The organism is Acidiplasma aeolicum, assembly GCF_001402945.1.
Taxonomy (GTDB): Archaea; Thermoplasmatota; Thermoplasmata; order Thermoplasmatales; family Thermoplasmataceae; genus Acidiplasma; species Acidiplasma aeolicum.
In genome coordinates this window covers 1-2,256 of the sequence record NZ_LKBG01000087.1, presented here as the reverse complement: position 1 = coordinate 2,256, position 2,256 = coordinate 1, and the positions used below count along the sequence as shown (strand labels likewise).

General features: G+C 43.3%; 1 protein-coding gene. It reads right to left on the bottom strand.

Features of this window, described 5'->3' with window-relative positions:
* Positions 1–70: 70 nt before the first annotated feature.
* Positions 71–1,831, bottom strand: coding sequence for an alpha/beta hydrolase family protein (locus AOG54_RS02640; protein ID WP_055032373.1), 1,761 nt, complete (start codon positions 1,829–1,831; stop codon positions 71–73).
* Between the last annotated feature and the right edge of the window lie 425 nt (positions 1,832–2,256).

Genomic DNA, 2,256 nt, shown 5'->3' with positions numbered 1-2,256 from the left:
AATCTTGTAGAAGAAATGGTAAATGTTATACCTGACCGATATCAGGATATAGAATGTTATTATCAATATTTTACTTCTTCAGGTGTCTTTCGAACCATTCCGTTTTCCTTCTAATCCTGTCGACCATGTTCTTGGGGACGCCCGTCCTAGCGTGTTCGTGGTTGTCACCGGGATATCTAACCAGCACTGATTCCACACCGTTCATCTTCATTGCAACGTGAAACTGTTCGGCCTGCTCTATTGGGCATCTGTAATCTTCTTCCCCAGTTATAAGCATTATTGGCGTTTTCGATTTCTTCACGTAACTGATTGGCGAAAAGTTCATGAGTTTCTGCATTCCCTCCTTTGAATATGGATCTTTCAAATCAAGTTCTAGGGCGTTGAACCAGAATCCTATGTCGCTAGTTCCTATCATGCTGAATAGATTTGATATGGACCTCTCTGATATTGCACAGGCAAATTCGTTAGTCTGCGTAACTATCCAATTCGTCATGTAGCCGCCATAAGATCCCCCTGTTACTCCTATTTTTCCTGTGAGGCCATACCTGGATCTGCACTCCTGAACGAACTTAAGTAGATAGTGCATATCTCTGCCGCCCCAGTCGCCTATGCACGCCTTCTCATATTCCTGCCCGTATCCTGAACTTCCTGGAGGATTGCAGAAGAGTATGTTGTAACCATTTCTGTAGAAATACTGAAATTCTATGAAGTACGTGTTTCCGTAAGCCGTGTGAGGGCCTCCATGTATGAAGAGTATGGACGGGTTCTCCTTTGAAGATACCATGGCGAAGCATTCTCCACCATCCAATTCAAATGAATCAGCCTTTACGCCCATCACGCCGGGATTAAGATCGTAATCAGTACCAAAATTGACAACGGAAGGATTTTCAATGTCCGAATAAACATAAGCAAGTGAATCTTTGAAATCGAAATCTACTATATTCCTGTTCTCTGGTGTTATCCTTTCCGCCTTATCACCGATCCTGTAAACATATGATGAGGATCTCTCCTGCCCGATGGCGTACAATGCATCGCCGTCAAAGACTAGGCGATAGTGTGATCCGCCGAAAGAATCACCTATTACCGAGTTGGCTGCATCATTTCCCAACGGTATTTCAATGTCTTCTTCCGGAAAGATGATGTTCGACACCCTTCCCACATCCAGGCCATAGTAACCAGAGAAGGCTATCCTCCCGGACTCTGAAACAGAGAAGTCATTAACTTCTGCAGGCTCTTTGGTTATCCTCTTTAGCTTCTTTCCGTCCGCATCGATTTCAAACAGATCTATGAGGCCATAATCATTGGAATTCTCAGTAGTGGATATTATGATCCGTCTAGCGTTGGACCTTATTGCGATAACATCGAAATGGCCAGAGTATATCTTCTCAGGTTTTTCATGAATCCTGTAAAGCGAATTGAAGGATCGCAGGAGACCGCGGCCGTTGAACCTGTACTTTATATCAGTTGCTTCAAATGGTTGGGTGTTATCAGCGGTGTCCTGTGCTATGACGTAGACCTCTTCACCAATGTATGCGTACTCCGATATCTTGGCAAAGGATGCGATCTCCCTGGGCTCCGATATGCCATCCATGCGCATCAGCGACTCTTTATCCTTCGAATACTTGACAAAAAAGAGCGCTTCTCCATAGGCCTTTGGATACCGCTCATTCCCTCCAAATGTAACCTGAACAACCTTTCCCGATCTATCCACCTTCTTTATCACGGAATGGTACTCATCGTCTTTTATATATTTCTCAGTAAAATATGCCCATCCTCCGCCAATGGATATATCAGTGGCAAACCGTATCCTGTAGGCTTCTGATGGGTCCATAAATATAAATTGTCATATAATATTTAAAAATTAGCCTTATTACGCCGTCTCCAGAGGCGAAATGTTTTAATAGCATGAAAGTGATTGACATTCATGCAGACCACAAGAAAAATGGCAACGGATAGCCTTATGGTGCTGATCACGGTCTTCGCGATCGGCGCACTGCCTGCATTTACCTAAGACTTTGATAGATCTTCCTATACTTTTGCCTCCGCAACCATAATATCGAGTCTAAAGATTCATTAGTATTATCTCCGCATCTTGATAAGCGGGTATGCAGTAGGTATAACGATATTCAGCCTTCTAGGGGGATTCCTTTTCGTCAGGTTTTCATCAAAAACTATCGTGGTGATATCTGTTCTATTCTTATCGATATTCACAATTAGGGCTAGCTACTCCGTGACTTGCCTCGAGCTTTTAATTTT